The organism is Bowdeniella nasicola, assembly GCF_900107735.1.
GTDB classification, from domain to species: Bacteria; Actinomycetota; Actinomycetes; order Actinomycetales; family Actinomycetaceae; genus Bowdeniella; species Bowdeniella massiliensis.
In genome coordinates this window covers 186,250-201,903 of record NZ_FNQV01000005.1, presented here as the reverse complement: position 1 = coordinate 201,903, position 15,654 = coordinate 186,250, and the positions used below count along the sequence as shown (strand labels likewise).

The following is a 15,654-nucleotide window of genomic DNA, read 5'->3' as shown; positions in this document are numbered from 1 at the left end:
GGCGGGTTCTAGTGATGGTCGCAACACCCTGACATCAGGGAGTTGCGGCCATCATGTCGTTTACCAGGAAAGAACTCACGGAACTAAAACCCCAGTTCCTCGACCGAATGCAAGTGATCGGGTCAGCAACCGCGGTTGCCCGTGAAATGGGCCTCAACATTCAGACGGCTCATGGCTGGGCAAGAAAAGCTGGACTGAAATCCAGGCGTATCGCCCATCAACGTAAAGCCGAATACTTTGCGTTGAGAAAGGCTGGTCACTCTCAGAGCGCTGCCGCACGCCAAATCGGTGTGCACGTGCGTACGTGCCGGGATTGGGAACACGGAACTCGGCGTACCCGCGACTCGCGATTCTACGCAGATGGTCGCCGCGTGAACTATGCCACGGGTGAGACCACGATAGAAACCATGACTGCACCCACCGGCTTTTGCGGGCTCGCCGCCCTCGAACAAGAACTCCATCCCAGGTTCCTCACTCTGGTAGAACGTGAACGTATCGCCGACCTGCTCCGCGAAGGGTATTCGTTTCGAGCGATCAGTCGGGAACTGGGCAGGCCAGCGTCAACGATCATGCGAGAAGTCACACATCACCGGAATGATGATGGCGTGTATCAACCCTTCGCCGCACATCGCCGGGCAGCCGAGCAACGGCCACGCCCGAAAGTATCGAAACTTACTCACAAAGGCCAGCTGCGTGAGTATGTCGCGCAGAAGCTGCGGGTGCAGTGGTCACCTGAACAGATCAGCCATACGCTGAAAGTTGATTATCCAGACGATGAGAGTATGCGGGTGAGTACCGAAACGATCTATCAAGCGCTCTATGTGCAAGCCCGAGGCGGCCTGAAACGAGAGATCGCTGACGCGCTACGCACCGGCCGAACCAGACGAAAGCCGAGGCGTTCACCTGAGCAACGTCGGGAGCGGTTTACAGATCCGATGGTGATGATCTCCGACCGGCCAGCCGAGATCGAAGACCGCGCCGTTCCCGGGCACTGGGAAGGCGATCTGATCACGGGCACCAGGAACCAGACCGCGATTGTGACGCTCGTGGAACGGCAGACACGGTATGTGATGCTCGGACATCTCCCCGCGGGGCATACCGCACCCGAGGTACGTAACGTCCTCACGAGCCTGATTGGCACACTGCCCGCGCATCTGCGCGGGTCGCTGACCTGGGATCAGGGTGCGGAAATGGCAGAACACAAGCTGTTCAGCATGGACACTGATGTGCCCGTGTATTTCTGTGATCCTGCTTCGCCTTGGCAACGTGGTTCGAATGAGAACACGAACGGGCTGCTGCGTCAATACTTCCCCAAGGGCACTGATCTGTCCGTGTTTGGGCCGGCGGATCTTGAGTTGGTAGCGCAACGGTTAAACGGACGTCCACGCAAAACGCTGGACTGGCAAACCCCAGCCCAGCGTCTGCCTAAACTAGTCCTTACGGACTAATCCATTACCTCGGTGTTGCGACGACCCCTAGAATCCGCCACGATTCCGGGGGCTTCCCGTGGAGATGGCGGGAATCGAACCCGCGTCCGATGACACGTGAAACAAGGATTCTCCGGGTGCAGTTCGCTGCTGATTTTCTCGGCCCCGGCAGTCTCGCGAACTAGCTGCCGACGGGCTCAGTTACCTAAAAGTCCCTCGTTGCCGGGTAACGCGACAACGAAGCAGTGGCTCTCAAGATGACGCCAGGATCTGGGGCGAGAGCGTCCCCAGGCTGACGGACTTCAGGCTCGCTTAGGCAGCGAGGGCGAAGTCGGTGCTCTTAGATTCGGCACCTATTGGTTTGTGCAGGGCGTTAACGAGATAACTGCACATCCTCGACCCGCTTCCCCTGGAACAGGGTCACCGTCGAAACCGATCATCCCCATATGAAATTGACAATTCATCCGCGCGTGGCGGACTTCCATCATAGAAGGTCAACTGGTGGCGGGTCGAGTTTATTCCGGGTGAAGTGCAACCTACCAGGATCCGCCGCCCATGGAACCGCCGCCACCACTGACGCCGCCACCCCCGGAGGACGATGAAACCGCGGCGATCGATGACAGCATCGCGCTCGAGATCCCCGAGCTCAGCGAGTGTGCGGTCGTTCCTGCCACGTACCACGTCGGCAGACTCAGGTGCTCACCGGTTACGAGCATTGCCCCTCGGCAGGCGTTTTCCCATTGGCTTTCTACCCCGAGAGCAACGGCGAGCGGGAGCAGCCGGTCGTAATAGCCTGCGGCCTCCCTCATTTCAAGTTGGCCGGCTTCCGCAGCGAGGACGTAGTCCTTGAAGCCCACGAGCTGGTCGTTGATGACCGAGCCTTCGGCGGTCCTGACCTGGGCCGCGTCGTAGTTCACCATGGCGACGAGCGAGACGATCAGGAGAGCGACCGGGATGATGAATGGCCCGTGCATGAGGAACGTGACCACCCCCAGGATGATGGCAGCCACCATAACCAACAACGCAACACTGACCCACGTTGCGCGGGCAGCTGCGGGAGAAGATCGATACCATCCAGCCTCGACGACGCCCTTATCGAGATCCTCCTTCAAGTGGGAGGTGGCCTCCACAAGCTGCTTACCCTCGGTGGAGATCGCGATCTCGGAGCTGTTTTGGAAAAGCGTCGTGAGGAATCTGCGCTCCCATGGGGCGGTTTCGATTCTGCCCTCAGGGTCGAGCCACCTCACGGCATAGTCGTCATCGCCTTCGTCTGTTGGTGGCCGCTTGTCTAGTTCGATGATGCCGCGGCGCGCCAGGTCAAAGAGTGTCGCCACCATGTCTTCGTCGTCAGCGCTGCCATCGATGAGCGTGCCAAGGAGGCCGGGTGGCTGCGTCAGTGGCGTGAAGGAGACAGGAATGGTAGGTGTGGGGACGCGCCCGACGGGGTGGTCCGCGGTTGCGGGTGACACCCCTGGCGGCAGGTCGAGATAACGTTCATCGAGCCGGGCGCGGCGGGAGATCCGCACGACCGCGGCTACACCTCCGATGAGGGTCACGGCAGCAGCTGCCCCGCTGGCCGGGGTGAGCCCCCACATGTTCGCCCACGTGCGGCGCGGGGCGAGCTCGAGTTTCGCGTCCGGGAAGGTGCCTGCGGGATAGGCGGAAACGATTCGGATGCCCTCGCCCTTGGGCACGGAGGTGGCGAGCTGGAACGCTGAGCCTTCGGCGCTAAAACCTTCGCATGGGGTCGTTGCGCCGACGTCGCCGGCCATGCACGTCACGCTGCTCGCGTTCTTACCGGAGTCGATGTCGGCTGAGAAGTTCTCGATGGGGACTTTGAAGCCGCCGGGGGCGATGGCGCGCCAGTCGAAAACGTCCTCGGCGGGTGCGCCGTCGTAGCTGCCTGCCGGGCGCAGCATTCCGGACAGCGTATAGGCGATGGCGTAGCGCTGCTCGCCGTCGACGCTGCGGCCCTCCTCGCCGATTTTTAGCACGGAGGCGTGATCGCGGCGGTGTTCGATGGTGTAACTAGCGGGGGCGTCAGTCGGTGACGACACGGAGGTGACGTCGAAGGTGACGTGCTGGTAGTGGTTCGGGTTCGTGGGCAGTTCCGTATCCTCACCGAAGACGAGGAATGGCCCATGCTGCCCGGAAAAGTGCATAGTGAGATCCATGTGCAGGTCGAGCGTGCCGTCGGCTTGCAGCTCGCCGCGGATCGCCATGGACGTGATTCTGGCATCGTCCTCATCGGCCGCGGCCGGTAGCGCGATTGCAACGAGCATGGCCAGAACGACTAAAAGTAGCGCCCAGACGCGACGAAGCATGTCTCCCCCTCAGTAGCGCGATTGCTAGCGATTGATGCGCAGGCTCATGGCCCGCTGTGCCTCGCGAGCGTCTTGTTTCTCGCGTAGTGCCTGGCGCTTATCCCACTCTTGCTTACCGCGGGCCAGTGCGATCTCGACCTTGGCGCGCCCCTTCACGAAGTAAAGTTCCAGTGGCACGATCGTGTAGCCCTTTTCGCGGCTCTTTTGGCCGAGCTTTAGGATCTCGTTCTTGTGCAGCAGCAGGCGGCGCTTGCGTCGCGGGGCATGGTTCGTCCAGGTGCCTTGCGCGTATTCGGGGATGTGGACGCCCTGCAGCCAGGCCTGTCCTGCGTCGATCTCAACCCAGCCGTCCACGAGCGATGCGCGCCCCATCCGCAGGGCTTTGACCTCGGTGCCCGACAGCGCTATGCCGGCCTCGAGGCGGTCATCGATGTGGTAGTCGTGAAAGGCTTTGCGGTTCTTTGCGACGGTCTTCTTGGCATCGGCTTCGGCCTTCGCTCGCTGTTCGGGCGTGAGTTTGGCGCTCTTTGCTCCCGAGCTCTTTTTGGCAGCCACCGATCATCCTTCCGTCGTGAATGCGCGTGAATCCTGCCCCTACCCTACGGCTCGGGGCGGTCATTGACGCAAGTTATTAGAAGCCGGGCAGGCTCATCGGGTCGATCGTCGAGCCGTTCTTCCACACCTCGAAGTGCACGTGGCAGCCCGTGACCTTACCGGTTGCACCCGTGTAGCCGATGACCTGGCCCTGGGAGACGCGCTGACCGGGTGAGACCGCGAAGCCCGATAGGTGGTTATAGACGGTGACGTAGGAGACGCCGCCAATCATGCCGTGGTTGATGAGGACCTGGTTGCCGTGGGTGCCGTTGCCGCGGGCGCCCTTGGTGGCGATCACGGTGCCGCCCGCGGATGAGACCTGCGGGTTGCCGCACGAGGAGCGCAGATCGACGCCGTTGTGCATGAACCAGCCGCCGGTGATCGGGTAGACGCGGTAGCCGTAGGAGCTTGTGACGTACAGCGGTCGCGGTACCGGCGGGATGAGGCCAGCGCTCGGTGCGGGCGGCTTCGGGGCTGGCGGCTTGGGAGCAGGCTTGGGCGGTGCCGGTTTTGGCGCCGGGCGGGCCGGGTTCTGCTTGGCGCGCGCGGCGGCTTCGCGGCGGCGCTGTTCTTCAGCGGCCTTCTGTTCGGCTTCGCGGCGCTTGCGCTCGGCCTCTTCCTTCCGCTTTTCCTCGGCGACGATGGCGGCGATCTGGCTCTTGAGGTCGGCGTCCGCCGCGTCATTGGCGGCGCGGTCGGCAAGTGCCTGTTCCTTCTTCGACTCGAGCGAGCCTGCCAGGGCCGTCTGGTCGTCCTGGAGCTGGGAGATCTCAGCGGTCTTCATGGCCTTGGCATCGCGCGCCGCATCGGCATCAGCAACAGCCTCGTCGGCCTGGGCCTTCAGATCCGTGATGAGTTCGGTAACGGCTTCCTGCCGGGCGTTGGCATTGCGGTTCTTGGCGTTGAGCTCGGCGAGCTGGTCAAGGACGCGGGTCTGGGAGCGCACGGCCGCATTGCGGGCGGCGAGTGCCTGCACGGAATCTTCGCCCACGCCGATCTCGTACAGGTCTGAAAGCGAGCCGAGATTGGCGCCGCCCGAACGGTAGGAGGTGCGCACGACTTCCGCTAGCGCACCCTTGTTGCCTTCGATCTGAGAGGTTGTCTCGGCAATATCGTCGGCAATCCGTTCCCGCTCCCCCTCGGCTGCGGTCAGTCGTCCGGCGATGTGCTCTTGCTTGCGCTGGGCGCCCGCCAGTTTTTCTTCTGCCTGGGCGAGCTCGGTCTGGGCAAGGGCGAGTTGGCTGCGGGTGTCTTCGAGCTGGAGGTAGACCGTCGACAGTGACGAGTCGATGCCTTCAAGCTCGCTTTGGATCCGCTCGCGGCGCTTTGCCCGCTCTTCTCGCTGCTTGATGAGGTCGTCCTTGGTGTCGGCGACCGCCGGGGTCGGATCGAGGGCGATCACGACTCCGGAGATGGCTAGGCCGGCGCTGAGGATGGCGGCGATGAATCTACGGGCAAGCATCGGGGGTCACACCTTTGTGTAGCGGGAGAGGGAAATCATCGAGGACACCAGCGCGAGCACGAGCGCGAGCAGGATCAGCCATGGGGCAGCGAACCAGACGTCCGTCGTCGAGATCGTGTTCATGGCGGAGGAGCCTTGTGCCAACCAGCCTTCGACAAGGAATCGCACGCCAGCCCACAGGCCCGCAACCGCGAGCGCCGCGCCGATCAGGGCGGCGATGGCCCCTTCGATCATGAACGGCAGCTGGATAAACAGCGTGGAGGCACCGACATATCTCATGATCTCGGTTTCTCGCCGTCGGCTCATGGCAGATAGTCGAATGGTTGTCGTAATCAGGAGGGCCGCTGCGACGATCATGACGGCTCCGAGGCCGATCGATGTCAGGGTTGCGCGATCGAGGAGTTTAAAGAGTGGGTCGAGGACTTCGCGCTGGTCAACGACGCTTTCGACGCCGGGCCGCCCGGTAAGCTCATCTGAGATGACCTCGTATTGGGTGGGATCGGTCAGTTTGATGCGGTAGGAGACGGGCATCTGCTCGGGGGTGAGCTGCTCCACCCAGGATGAATCGAGGACCTTCTTGGCGTTCTCGTACGCCTGCTCCTTGGTTTCAAAGAAGACGTCTTGGACGAACGGTTTGAGGTTGGTCGATTCCAGCATCTGGCCAACCTCCTTGATCTGTTCCTCGGTGGCGGCCTTGTGGGCGCAGTTCGCTGAGGTATCGCCCTCGGCGCACATGAAGACGGCGACCTCGACCTTGTCGTACCACTCGCCTTTCAGTTTCCCGACCTGGCTCTGAATCAGGTAGGCCACACCCACAAAGGTGAGCGAAATGAACGTGACGAGGATGACCGAGATGGTCATCGCGACGTGCGAGCGTAGCCCCTTGCCGATTTGCGACAGGATAAAACGAAGTCTCATGGATCTACCGCCCCGCCCCGTAGACACCGCGCGACTGGTCGCGGACCAGGACGCCATCAACGAGCTCAATCACGCGTTTGCGCATCTGGTCGACGATGGCGTTGTTGTGTGTCGCCATCACGACCGTCGTGCCTTGGCGGTTGATCTGGTCAAGAACGCTCATAATGCCAATCGAGTTATCGGGATCGAGGTTGCCGGTCGGCTCGTCGGCCAGCAACACCTGCGGCCGGTTGACGAAGGCACGCGCAATCGCCACGCGCTGGGCTTCACCACCGGATAATTCGGTGGGCAATCGGCGCTCTTTACCTTCCAGTCCCACCATTTTCAGGACCTGCGGCACGTAGGTGCGGACCTGGTGACGAGGTTTGCCGATGACCTGCATAGCGATCGCGACGTTGTCGAAGACGGACTTGTCTTGCAGGAGGCGGAAGTCCTGGAAGACCGTGCCGATTTGGCGGCGAAGATGGGGAACTTTCCAGCGCGAGATCCGCCCGACATCGCGGCCCAGGGCGTAGACGGTGCCGGCTGTGGGGCGCTCTTCGCGCATGATGAGTCGAAGGAAGGTCGACTTTCCGGATCCTGAAGCGCCAACGAGAAAGACGAACTCGCCGCGCTCAATCTCCACGTCTACGCCATCGAGGGCAGGCCGCGCACCGCGCGTGTAGACCTTGGAGACATTTTCGAATCTGATCACTGTGGGGGTTTCCGCTTCATAGACAAGTGAGGGTTTTGCTTCCTTCAGGCTAGGCAGCGGCCCGGAGACCTAGCTGACGGACACGCCGCCAACCTTCAAGTTACACGTCAACTCTAATCCTGATCGCGCCGCCAGCGAATACCCGCCTCCAAAAAACCGTCAATTTCACCGTCAAATACAGCCGACGGGTTGCCTTCTTCATACTCGGTGCGCAGGTCTTTGACCATCTGGTAAGGCTGCAGAACGTAGGACCGCATCTGGTCACCCCAGGATGCTTTAACGTCCCCGGCGAGGGCTTTCTTCTCGGCGTTTTCTTGTTCTTGGCGCAACAGCAGCAGCCGCGACTGCAGCACGCGCAGTGCGGCGGCCCGGTTTTGGATCTGGGACTTCTCGTTTTGCATCGAGACGACAATTCCCGTCGGCACGTGCGTCATGCGAACCGCGGAATCGGTTGTGTTGACCGACTGGCCACCGGGTCCCGACGAGCGGAAGACATCGACCTTGAGATCGGCTTCGGGAATCTCGATGTGGTCGGTCGTTTCAATGAGCGGAATGACCTCGACCGCTGCAAAGGAGGTCTGGCGTCGGCCCTGATTGTCGAAGGGCGAGATCCGGACCAGGCGGTGGGTGCCGGCCTCGACCGACAACGTGCCATAGGCGTAGGGTGCCTTGACCTCGAACGTTGCGGACTTCAAGCCCGCTTCTTCCGCATAGGAGGTATCGAGGACCTTGGTGGGGTGGCCGTGTTGCTCGGCCCACCGCAGGTACATCCGAAGGAGCATCTCGGCGAAATCTGCCGCGTCGACGCCGCCCGCACCGGCGCGAATCGTAACGACGGCTTCGCGCTCGTCGTACTCGCCGCTCAGCAGCGTGCGGACCTCAAGGTCGGAAAGCGAGGAGCGCACGGCGGCCAACTCGCTTTGAGCATCCGCGAGGACCTCCGCGTCGTTTTCTTCTTGACCGAGCTCAACGAGGGCTTCGAGATCATCGATGCGAGCCACCATGGTGTTGAGATGTTCAAGTTCGGACTGGGCGTGAGAGAGCTGGGAGGTCACGACCTGGGCGGCCTCGGGATCGTCCCATAGGTCCGGCGCAGCAGCGTCGATGGACAGCTTGTCGATCTTCGCTTGCAACTCATCGGGTTTGGTTACCGCGAGGATCGTCTGCATGGTGTGCCGCAATGCGGCGATTTCTTCAGAAAATTCGGTAGCCACAGCACTCCACGTTACGCGATTGATGGGCCCGGTTGTTCGGGCACGGCTCGCACCAGGATATATCCGATCGTGACGACGATGGCGATGAGGCTTCCCATGGCGACCGCCGTCGAGCCCAAGAGTCCGACGACCGGTGAGATTATTCCGGCAAGCCCCGCCTGCGTCGCACCAACGACCGCAGCGGCGCTGCCGGCGCGCTCGCCATGCAGCGAGAGCGCGGTTGCCGTGGCATTCGGCATGACGACGGCGTTGAGCGCAAGGACGATGAACAGCGGAATCGAAATCGCGATCAAAGAGCTCGGCACGATGAGTGCGGCCAGGACGACACCGAGCGCCATGATGACCTCAATCGGCATCGCGCGCCGGAGAATCCGAAGCGGGGTCATTGTCGCAACGAGTCGCGCATTGACCTGCGCGCCCGCCACGATGCCAAGACCATTAATTGCAAAGACGATCGCGAACTGGCCTTCCGATAATCCGAAACCTTCCCGCAACACAAACGGAGAGGCCGCGACATAGGAGAACAGTGCCGATAGCGCGAGCGCCGGAACAATCGCGAGCGCCATGAATTGCTTGTCGCGCACCAGGATCCCGTAGGTGCGGAAGGCCTTTCGCAGTGGCTCCTTCATCCGCCGCTGCGGCGGGTGAGTCTCCGGCATGAAGACGAGGGTTGCGAGGAGAACGAGGGCGCCGAAGGTTGCGAGCACGCCAAAAACCGCCCGCCAGTGCCAATGCGTGGCGATGAAACCACCGACGGTCGGCGCCAACAGCGGCGCGAGCCCGATCACCAGCATGAGCCGGGACATGATGGCGGCCGCCCGCGCGCCGTGGAACCGGTCGCGAATGATCGCCATCGAGGTCACGGTGGCGGCCGCATTGCCAATGCCTTGCAGCACGCGCAACGCGATGAGAGAGAAGATTGAGGGCGCGAAGATGCACGCGATCGAGGTCGCGGTGTGGATGAGGAGCCCGACCGCAAATGGGGCTTTCCGGCCAAACTTGTCCGACAGAGTGCCGACGAGGATCTGCCCGACCGCACCGCCAATGAGCATGCCGGTAATCGTCGCCGAAGCATTGGCCGACGAGGTCCGGAAATCGGCAGCGACTTCGGGCAGGGAGGGTAGGTACATGTCGACCGTGACCGCCGGGACGGCGGCCATGGCACCGAGGAGAAAGACGAAGCCGATAAGACGAGCGTTGGGCACGGCCAGAGTCTAAGTCATGGTGCGGGCGGTCCAAAGAACTCCGCCGAGGCGTGAGCTTTCAGATCAACGGAAAACAACCTGTCCGGAAGGAAAGGCGGTGTCGCGCGAGCCTCGATTGTCACCCGCACATCACCGCCGCCAACATCGACATTGGTCACGACGAGGCCTTCGGGCGCCGATTGCCCAAGCCGGCGCACATACTCGTCGATCGCTCGCTGCGCGCTGTCATTGCCAAGGTAGGGAGCACCTGGCCCGCGAGCCACATACCCCTCGACGTTGACGGCGCTAGCGGCCCGGACGGCGGCCGATTCTGCGATCGACTGTAGGGATTTTCGCTCCAGATGGACGAAGCTGGCAGCCACGACGGCGTATCCAATGAGCAGCACGGCAACGACCATCCCGATCGCCATGAGAGTGATACGGCCGGATTCTTCGGCAAGATCTACGCGCCTCACCGGGACCGCTCCAGATAGGGATTGGCGATTCCCAGCGCGTGCGCATCCACCGAGACGCTCGTGCCGAGGCGATCCCGGATGAAGGCGGGGATGAGCGGCAGGGGCTGTTCGATTGTGACACTGACATCAATGTCGGCCTCGGCATCCAGGCACGAGGGCGTTGAGCAGGAAATGTCGAGGTGGATGTTCTCGCTCGGAACGTTCAAGTCGTGGGCCGCGATGGCGGCCACTCCGGCCGCGTAGTTGCGCGCGGCTCCTTCGTCGCGAGCTTCGGACATGATGCGGGCGGATTCTCTCGCGATGCCCTCGGCAGCAAAGGATGCCGATTGGATCGTGAACAGCGTGGCGAACAGGTAGAGGGTGGGGATCAGCAAGATGAGGGCAATCGAGACAAACTCAATGACGGACGAGCCGGATTCCTCTGCCAGTAAGCGCTTCATGGCGTCCTACCCTGCGTGAGGAATTGTTCTTCTTCCACCGCGTGCGCACTCACCGTCAACTGGGAATCCGGCCCGATAAGCCCAATGAGCGGCAGTGGCGCTGAGATCGTGACGCGCACGGCTGCAAGCCCGTCGAGGTTGACGTGCTCGATCGCAACGTTCGAGGCGTAGTTGTCAACCAGCGCGGAGCTCACCAGCTGCTCGGTCAGGGCGATGCCCTCAGCGTCGGTGGATTTCATGAGCGCCGCGCGCCGCGCGCCCTCGGCCGCGGAGTCCACGAGGATGGAGCGCACGTGGATCGCGAAGACAAACTGGATGAGCGCGAGCAGCACGAAGATCAGCACCGTGAGCACCATGACGTACTCCGGGATAACCGAGCCTTCTTCCTCGCTGAGCGCGCGTTTCATCTGTGAGTCGCTATCCGCCGATGATTCCTACGCGCTTCATGCTTTCTTGGAAAATGCTGACGAGAGTTTCGCCCGCGACTCCCCACAACAGCAACACGAGTCCCGCGGTCATGAGCGTGATGAGCACCCAGCCGGGCACATCTCCGCGTTCACTTCGCGCTCGAGCAACGAGCCAGGCGGGTAGTTGAGTGAGCTTCCAGATCGAGGTTTTCATGAGGTCTTCCTCCCAGATGGTTAGGGCATGACGATTCGAAGGGATGCTGCCACGGGGAACAGCGCGAACAGGATAGAGATCGGCATGATGAGAAAAACGACGGGAACAAGCATGCCGATCTCTCGCTTGCCACCGCTTTCCATGAGTGCCTCCCGCTGTTCGGCGCGCAGATCCGCCGCCAGGGCAGACAGCACGCCGGCAAGAGGTGTGCCGCGATCGAGCGCGGTAACAAAGGAGTCGGAAAACCGCTCCAGCTGAGCGATCCCGCTATCGCGGCCGAGCTCAGCCAGCCCGACGCTCAGGTTCTGTCCGGAGTGCACGGTGCCCAGCATCTGCCGCAGCCGAACCGCGAGCTCGGAGTTACCGAGGTCGCTCACACGAGTCAACGCCGCGATGGGGCCCTCCCCCGCACTGAGCGATAATCCGATGAGTTCAGCGACATCCGGCAATTGAGCAAGGAGCTTTGCGCGATAGCGCTGGACCTGCCAGGTCAGCACGGTGTCGCGCACGAGCGCACCAGCGAGCGCGCTCAGCGCCATGAGAGCGATCATGACGAGGGTCGGAACGTTCCAGCGCAGCAGCGCGGGCACCATGGGGAGCGCTATCACGAGGCCGACGGCCGACCATGCGAGCTGTTCGGTCCGGAAAGAGGCGAGCGAGCGCCCCTGGCCGAGGGTGGCAAGGCGCGCGGTGACCGAGGATGACGAGGAGCCCGCGAGCGAGATGACCCGGCCGAGGTCCCGCGCTGCGGTCGCGATAAGGACCCGAATCGGGGACTGGCCCGAGCGCACCCGGTCGCGCTCGCGGGCATCAAACATCGGGGCGATGCGCGTGCCGAGCGTCGGCTGGGCGGAGCGGCGCACGAGGTAGAGCTGGAAGAGGCCCAGCCCCAGGAGCAGACCGGTGAAGGCGCCGAGCAGTGGAGCCGTCATAGCAGGCTCCTCGCTTCCGTCGGGAGCCGGCCTATCATCGTCATCGCCTGGTGCGCGACGATGGTCAGCACCGCGCCGAGCGCGAGGATCGCGCCACCGGCAGCGGAATCAAAGGCGCGCGCGTTTTCGGGCCGGGTGCACAGCATGAGCAGCACGAACCAGGGCGCGGCTGCCGCGAGGCGGGCGCCGTTCACGGTCCAGGATTGGCGCGCGAGCAGCTCACCGCGAGTGCGCTGCTCATTGCGCAGCGTCACGACGAGTGCGCGCAGCATTGTGCCGATGTCGTGGCCGCCGACGTCCTTGGCGACGCGCAGCGCCTCGGCCACCCGATCGGCGACCGGGTCAGCGAAGCGTTCCTTTAGCGCATCGAGAGCGTCATCCATCCGGCCGGTGACGTGCAACGTCGAGGCAAATTCCTCAAAACCCGCGCGAGCCGCCGGCGGGCCACTGTGCGCCAAGGCCGCGACGGCCTCCGAGAGCGGCAACCCCGACCGGATCCCCGCAATGAGGGATTCAATGACCTCGGGCCACACGCCGCTGATGGCCTCGCGCGAGCGGCGGGCGCGCGAGCGCATCCACACGACGGGCGCCAGCCCGATGCCGATCGCGGCATAGAGCGCGACGACGAGGCCCGTCGTCGTGGCAATAACCGTCGCGGCGGCCACGAGCGCGAGGATCGAGCACATCGCGATGAATAGCGCGGGCGAGACTTTGGCGAAACCGGCATCGATGAGCAGCCGGCGCAGGCGGGTCTCGTGCGAGCGCGAGGGGCGGTAGGGCGAGGTGACCGAGAGCCAGATCAGCAAGACCCCGGCCCCGGCGAGCAGGCCCACGATGACGCCCATCAGGCCCTCAGCTCATCGACGATATCGATCCCGACGCGCGCGTAGGCGGCCGCATCGAGCGCGCCCGGGCCGTGGCAGTGCAGGTCGTCGCCGACGCGGGTGAAGATTGGCGCCAGTTCGACGACGCCGTCTTCGACGCGCCCCGTCACCGTCGCGATCTCTCCCACCCGGCGCCGGCCCTTGCCGTCCAGCGTCAGGTGCACGACGATGCCCGCCGTCGCCGCCACCGTCGGCGTAACGAAGCCGCTGGAGACGTTCTCGGCGGCAAGCAGCGGCAGCGTGCACAGTTTATTGATCGCCTCGCGCGCTGAGTTCGCGTGGATCGAGCTCATCCCCGGCAGGCCGGAGTTCAGCGCGACGAGCATGTCAAAGGCTTCGGCTTCGCGGACCTCGCCGACGATGATGCGATCGGGCCGCATCCGCAGCGACTCCTTGACCAGGCGCCGCAACCCGACCTCGCCCGTGCCCTCCAGCGAGGCCTGCCGGCACTGCATCGCGACGACGTCCCGGTTGGTGAGGCCGAGCTCGAAGACTTCCTCGCAGGTGATGATGCGCTCGCCGCTCGGGATCTCCCCCGCGAGCGCCCGGATCATGGTCGTCTTACCGGCCTGCGTGCGCCCGGACACGAGGACGTTGCAGCCGGCTTTGATGCTCGCGGCGAGGAACCGGGCGGCCTGCGAGCTGAGCGATCCCGCGCGCACCAGGTCATCGATACGTCCGGCGCGAGCGACGAACTTTCGGATGTTCAGCGCCCACGGCCCGTCGGTGATCGGCGAGATGACGACGTGTAGGCGCTCCCCGCCGGGCAGGCGCGCGTCGACGAAGGGTTCGGACAGGTCCAGGCGGCGCCCGGCCAGGCGCAGCATCCGCTCGACGAGGTCCTTGATCTGCTGGTCCGATATCAGCGTCGTCGTGAGTTCGGCGACCCCGGAGCGGGCGACGAAGACGGCGTCGGGCCCGTTGATCCAGATCTCCTCGATCGTCGAGTCGTCGAGGTAGGGCTGCAGCAGCCCGAAGCCGACGACGGCGTCGTGCAGGTGTTTGCGCAGCTCGGCAAAGTCGGTTTGGAGCGAGCCTTTTCCGGACAGGGCTTGCAGCTCGTAGCTGTTGATGACGTCATCGAGCGCGGTAGCCATCGCCTCGTGGTCGATGAGCGGATCGATGTTGCGGTCGGCGACGAGCTTGCGCACATCGGCTTCCGCCTCCGGTAGTGCGTGCATGGCCCCTCCCTGGTGATCTGGCCCACACAACTGGCTAGACCTAAGTTAGCGGAGGCCTGTTACGGCGGCAAGGGTCGGTGTCCACGCTGTGGATAAGTCGCAAACGGCGTGCCACGTGCGCGCCGGGCGCGCGTTGCCCATAACGTAGAGGTGTGACCAGCCATTCCTTTATCGCCCTGGCAGCGGCCGCAACGAACGCCGTGCCCGGTTTTGACGTAGCCGCCGTCGGCGCGCCGCAGCGCATGAGCGAGGACTGGCTCAGCACGGCCGTGACCGATTCGGCCGGCCGCCGCTTCACGGTTCGCGGTGCCCGCAGCCAGACCGCCGGCCTGCGTATGGCCGCCGAGCTGCCGATCCTTGCCGCGCTGCGCACCCCGCCGTACGCCTCAAAGCTCCCGTTCGCCGTCGCAAAGATCCTCGGCAGTTCCCAGTCCCTGGAAGGCCAGCCCCTCGTCGTCTACCCGGAGCTGCCCGGCGATGTGCTCGCACTTGAGCTCCTCACCCGGGATCTGGCGCGCTCGATTGGTGCGGCGCTCGGCGCGATCCACGAGCTCGATCCGGCCCTCGTCACCGATCTCGACCTGCCGACCGAAGATGCCGCAACGATCCGCACGCGGCTGCTTGCCGAAGTCGATGATGCCGCCCGCACCTCCCGCGTGCCGTCCTCGCTGCTCAACCGCTGGGAGCAGGCTCTGGAAGACGTCGCGCTGTGGCAGTTCGCGCCCTGCGTCATTCACGGCGATATTTCCGACGAAACGCTGCGCGTCGCGCACGATGAGGTCACGGCCGTCACCGGATTTGCGGGCCTGTCGATCGGAGATCCGGCGCTCGATCTGTCCTGGCTCATGGCCTCCGCGCCGGAGGACACCCTGGATGTGCTCGAAGAGTCCTATGCGATGGCCCGCACGACGCAGCCCGATGCGCACCTCATCGACCGCGCGCTGCTCATGAGCGAGCTGGCGCTGGCGCGCTGGTTGCTCCACGGCGTGCGCGCCGAGGACGCCCAGGTCATCGCGGACGCCGAGGATATGCTCACGACGCTCGCGCGCCAGGTCGGCGATGATCGACCGCTCGGGCGCACCTCCCCCGTGATCGATACCGGCTGGGAAGCGGGCTGGAACGACACCTCCGATGAGCCCACGCCTCAGGCGTAGGGCGCCGCAAACGACGCAGCGAACACCTCGAAAAGCTCCTCGTTGCCCTGCAGGCTGACGAGCTCGCGCGCGACGGCCTCGCGCGCGGACAGCTGACCTGCCAGCAGGTCGCGAATCTCCGGGCCCGCGCGCACCGTGAGGTCGGCGCG

At 63.9% G+C, this 15,654-nt stretch carries 17 protein-coding genes and 1 other RNA gene; 2 read left to right on the top strand and 16 right to left on the bottom strand.

The features are described 5' to 3' along the window. Window positions 1–407 precede the first annotated feature (407 nt). On the top strand, window positions 408–1,448 hold the full coding sequence (locus tag BLU67_RS05410; protein ID WP_176780709.1) for an IS30 family transposase: 1,041 nt from the start codon (window positions 408–410) through the stop codon (window positions 1,446–1,448). A gap of 56 nt (window positions 1,449–1,504) precedes the next feature. On the opposite strand, the gene ssrA is transcribed toward BLU67_RS05410, so the two are convergent. From ssrA to BLU67_RS05335, 15 genes are all read right to left on the bottom strand, one after another. Beyond that, window positions 1,505–1,871: a transfer-messenger RNA gene (gene ssrA, locus BLU67_RS05405) on the bottom strand. A gap of 92 nt (window positions 1,872–1,963) precedes the next feature. Continuing rightward, complete coding sequence (locus tag BLU67_RS05400) at window positions 1,964–3,751, bottom strand: DUF2207 domain-containing protein (protein ID WP_092563278.1); 1,788 nt, start codon at window positions 3,749–3,751, stop codon at window positions 1,964–1,966. Window positions 3,752–3,775: 24 nt separating this feature from the next. Then, complete coding sequence (gene smpB / locus BLU67_RS05395; RefSeq protein WP_092563275.1) at window positions 3,776–4,306, bottom strand: SsrA-binding protein SmpB; 531 nt, start codon at window positions 4,304–4,306, stop codon at window positions 3,776–3,778. 76 nt (window positions 4,307–4,382) lie between these two features. Beyond that, on the bottom strand, window positions 4,383–5,807 hold the full coding sequence (locus tag BLU67_RS05390) for a M23 family metallopeptidase (RefSeq protein WP_092563272.1): 1,425 nt from the start codon (window positions 5,805–5,807) through the stop codon (window positions 4,383–4,385). 6 nt (window positions 5,808–5,813) lie between these two features. Then, window positions 5,814–6,725 (bottom strand): permease-like cell division protein FtsX, encoded by a 912-nt coding sequence (gene ftsX, locus BLU67_RS05385; RefSeq protein WP_092563270.1) that lies wholly within the window; start codon window positions 6,723–6,725, stop codon window positions 5,814–5,816. A gap of 4 nt (window positions 6,726–6,729) precedes the next feature. Further along, window positions 6,730–7,419 carry a cell division ATP-binding protein FtsE gene (gene ftsE / locus BLU67_RS05380; RefSeq protein ID WP_092563267.1) on the bottom strand — a complete coding sequence of 230 codons (690 nt, stop codon included), beginning with the start codon at window positions 7,417–7,419 and terminating at the stop codon, window positions 6,730–6,732. Between the two features lie 113 nt (window positions 7,420–7,532). Then, on the bottom strand, window positions 7,533–8,633 hold the full coding sequence (prfB, locus tag BLU67_RS05375; protein WP_092563264.1) for a peptide chain release factor 2: 1,101 nt from the start codon (window positions 8,631–8,633) through the stop codon (window positions 7,533–7,535). A gap of 11 nt (window positions 8,634–8,644) precedes the next feature. Continuing rightward, window positions 8,645–9,838, bottom strand: coding sequence for a multidrug effflux MFS transporter (locus BLU67_RS05370; RefSeq protein WP_092563261.1), 1,194 nt, complete (start codon window positions 9,836–9,838; stop codon window positions 8,645–8,647). Between the two features lie 14 nt (window positions 9,839–9,852). Further along, window positions 9,853–10,293 carry a pilus assembly protein TadG-related protein gene (locus BLU67_RS05365; protein WP_092563258.1) on the bottom strand — a complete coding sequence of 147 codons (441 nt, stop codon included), beginning with the start codon at window positions 10,291–10,293 and terminating at the stop codon, window positions 9,853–9,855. Next, window positions 10,290–10,733 carry a hypothetical protein gene (locus BLU67_RS05360; RefSeq protein ID WP_092563255.1) on the bottom strand — a complete coding sequence of 148 codons (444 nt, stop codon included), beginning with the start codon at window positions 10,731–10,733 and terminating at the stop codon, window positions 10,290–10,292. The genes BLU67_RS05365 and BLU67_RS05360 overlap by 4 nt, the downstream gene beginning before the upstream one ends. After that, window positions 10,730–11,140 carry a TadE/TadG family type IV pilus assembly protein gene (locus BLU67_RS05355; protein ID WP_092563252.1) on the bottom strand — a complete coding sequence of 137 codons (411 nt, stop codon included), beginning with the start codon at window positions 11,138–11,140 and terminating at the stop codon, window positions 10,730–10,732. The genes BLU67_RS05360 and BLU67_RS05355 overlap by 4 nt, the downstream gene beginning before the upstream one ends. Before the next feature lie 10 nt (window positions 11,141–11,150). Continuing rightward, window positions 11,151–11,354 carry a hypothetical protein gene (locus BLU67_RS05350; RefSeq protein WP_092563249.1) on the bottom strand — a complete coding sequence of 68 codons (204 nt, stop codon included), beginning with the start codon at window positions 11,352–11,354 and terminating at the stop codon, window positions 11,151–11,153. A gap of 20 nt (window positions 11,355–11,374) precedes the next feature. Beyond that, window positions 11,375–12,286: a type II secretion system F family protein gene (locus BLU67_RS05345; protein ID WP_092563246.1), complete on the bottom strand. Its 912-nt coding sequence runs from the start codon at window positions 12,284–12,286 to the stop codon at window positions 11,375–11,377. Beyond that, window positions 12,283–13,131 carry a type II secretion system F family protein gene (locus BLU67_RS05340; protein WP_092563243.1) on the bottom strand — a complete coding sequence of 283 codons (849 nt, stop codon included), beginning with the start codon at window positions 13,129–13,131 and terminating at the stop codon, window positions 12,283–12,285. The genes BLU67_RS05345 and BLU67_RS05340 overlap by 4 nt, the downstream gene beginning before the upstream one ends. Then, a complete protein-coding gene (locus BLU67_RS05335) occupies window positions 13,131–14,351 on the bottom strand; it encodes a TadA family conjugal transfer-associated ATPase (protein WP_092563239.1) in 1,221 nt (406 codons plus the stop codon). Before BLU67_RS05335 ends, BLU67_RS05340 begins: the two co-directional genes overlap by 1 nt. A gap of 152 nt (window positions 14,352–14,503) precedes the next feature. On the opposite strand from BLU67_RS05335, the gene BLU67_RS05330 reads away from it, so the two are divergent. Beyond that, window positions 14,504–15,505 (top strand): phosphotransferase, encoded by a 1,002-nt coding sequence (locus BLU67_RS05330; protein WP_092563237.1) that lies wholly within the window; start codon window positions 14,504–14,506, stop codon window positions 15,503–15,505. Here the strand turns inward: BLU67_RS05330 and BLU67_RS12235 are convergent. After that, window positions 15,496–15,639 carry a hypothetical protein gene (locus BLU67_RS12235; RefSeq protein ID WP_176780706.1) on the bottom strand — a complete coding sequence of 48 codons (144 nt, stop codon included), beginning with the start codon at window positions 15,637–15,639 and terminating at the stop codon, window positions 15,496–15,498. The genes BLU67_RS05330 and BLU67_RS12235 overlap by 10 nt on opposite strands. Window positions 15,640–15,654 lie beyond the last annotated feature (15 nt).

Excerpts from the sequence above, each read along its gene's own strand:
- BLU67_RS05410 (WP_176780709.1), top strand. The coding sequence starts at position 408 with ATGACTGCACCCACCGGCTTTTGCGGGCTCGCCGCCCTCGAACAAGAA.
- BLU67_RS05400 (WP_092563278.1), bottom strand. The coding sequence starts at position 3,751 with ATGCTTCGTCGCGTCTGGGCGCTACTTTTAGTCGTTCTGGCCATGCTC.
- BLU67_RS05390 (WP_092563272.1), bottom strand. The coding sequence starts at position 5,807 with ATGCTTGCCCGTAGATTCATCGCCGCCATCCTCAGCGCCGGCCTAGCC.
- ftsX (WP_092563270.1), bottom strand. The coding sequence starts at position 6,725 with ATGAGACTTCGTTTTATCCTGTCGCAAATCGGCAAGGGGCTACGCTCG.
- BLU67_RS05360 (WP_092563255.1), bottom strand. The coding sequence starts at position 10,733 with ATGAAGCGCTTACTGGCAGAGGAATCCGGCTCGTCCGTCATTGAGTTT.
- BLU67_RS05355 (WP_092563252.1), bottom strand. The coding sequence starts at position 11,140 with ATGAAACGCGCGCTCAGCGAGGAAGAAGGCTCGGTTATCCCGGAGTAC.
- BLU67_RS05350 (WP_092563249.1), bottom strand. The coding sequence starts at position 11,354 with ATGAAAACCTCGATCTGGAAGCTCACTCAACTACCCGCCTGGCTCGTT.
- BLU67_RS05345 (WP_092563246.1), bottom strand. The coding sequence starts at position 12,286 with ATGACGGCTCCACTGCTCGGCGCCTTCACCGGTCTGCTCCTGGGGCTG.
- BLU67_RS05340 (WP_092563243.1), bottom strand. The coding sequence starts at position 13,131 with ATGGGCGTCATCGTGGGCCTGCTCGCCGGGGCCGGGGTCTTGCTGATC.
- BLU67_RS05335 (WP_092563239.1), bottom strand. The coding sequence starts at position 14,351 with ATGCACGCACTACCGGAGGCGGAAGCCGATGTGCGCAAGCTCGTCGCC.